We start from the raw sequence: 1270 nt of genomic DNA on the forward strand, positions 1-1270 counted from the left end.
TGAGCTGGTCCCGGTTGTCTGAACAGCATTTCCGCATCGATAAGTGGAGCGTCTGCCAAGGTTAAGCCGCCATGCGGATCGGCAGCTTGTTGAAGTAGGCTTGATCCGGCGTGACGCCGTCAAGGCTCGAATGGGGACGCCGGCCATTGTAAAAGTCGAGGTATCGGCCGATCGAGGCGCGGGCGTCGGATACGCTGTCGTAGGCCCGCAGGTAGACCTCCTCATATTTGACGCTGCGCCACAGCCGCTCGACGAACACGTTGTCGCGCCATGCGCCTTTGCCGTCCATGCTGATGGCGATGCCGTTGTCGGCAAGTACGCCGGTGAAGGCCGCGCCGGTGAACTGCGAACCCTGGTCGGTATTGAAGATCTCCGGCTTGCCGTGACGGGCCAAGGCATCCTCCAGCGTCGCGACGCAGAAGGCCGCCTCCATCGTGATCGACAGCCGCCACGACAGAACCCGGCGGGTCGCCCAGTCCAGCACGCCGGCGAGATAGACGAAGCCGCGCGCCATTGGGATGTAGGTGATGTCCATCGCCCAGACCTGGTTCGGCCGCGTGATCTCCATGCCGCGCAGCAGATACGGATAGATCTTGTGACCGGGCTCTGGCTTGGTGGTGCGTGGACGTCGGTAGAGCGCCTCTATCCCCATCCTCCGCATCAGCGTTTTGACATGCCGGCGGCCGATCTTGCACCCCTCGGCAGCCAGCAGGCCGCGCAACATACGCGAACCGGCGAAAGGAAACTCCAGATGCAGCCGGTCGAGCCGTCGCATGATCGCGAGGTCTTCAGGCGACACCGGACGCGGCAGGTAATAGACGCTACCACGGCTGATCTTCAGAACTTCCGCCTGCCTGGTGATCGGCAGATCGTGCTCACGGTCGATCATCGCTTTGCGCTCAGCAATCCCGCCTTGGTGAGCGCTCCTTCTAAAAAATCGTTCTCCAGCGTCAGCTCTCCGATCTTGGCGTGCAGCGACTTCACATCGATGGCCGGTAGCGCCGTAGCATTGCCGCCTCCTGGGCCGAACACGCCGGTGGCGCCGCCCTCGAGTTGCGCTTTCCACGACGTGATCTGATTGGGATGCACGTCGAACTGCTCCGCCAATTGAGCCAGCGTTCGATCGCCCTTGACGGCGGCCAGCGCCACCTTCGCCTTGAAAGCCGGTGTGTGGTTCCGGCGTGCGCGTCTGCTCATCGTCTCTCCTGATTCGCGGGCCAATCTTGCCCGCCGTCAGGCAGAAACTCCACTTATCGCACTGTTCAGATTT

Annotated in this window: 1 protein-coding gene; it reads right to left on the reverse strand. The window is 62.3% G+C overall.

Going from position 1 to position 1270, the window contains the following annotated elements; all coding sequences use genetic code 11:
• Window positions 1-61 precede the first annotated feature (61 nt).
• Window positions 62-1197, reverse strand: a protein-coding gene (locus CQ13_RS15915; protein WP_156433700.1) for an IS3 family transposase whose coding sequence is annotated in 2 segments (ribosomal slippage) — window positions 62-939 and window positions 939-1197 — 1137 coding nt in all. Because the reading frame shifts where the segments join, the coding sequence is not laid out codon by codon here.
• Window positions 1198-1270: the final 73 nt, after the last annotated feature.

The sequence above is a fragment of the Bradyrhizobium retamae genome (genome assembly GCF_001440415.1).
GTDB lineage: Bacteria > Pseudomonadota > Alphaproteobacteria > Rhizobiales > Xanthobacteraceae > Bradyrhizobium > Bradyrhizobium retamae.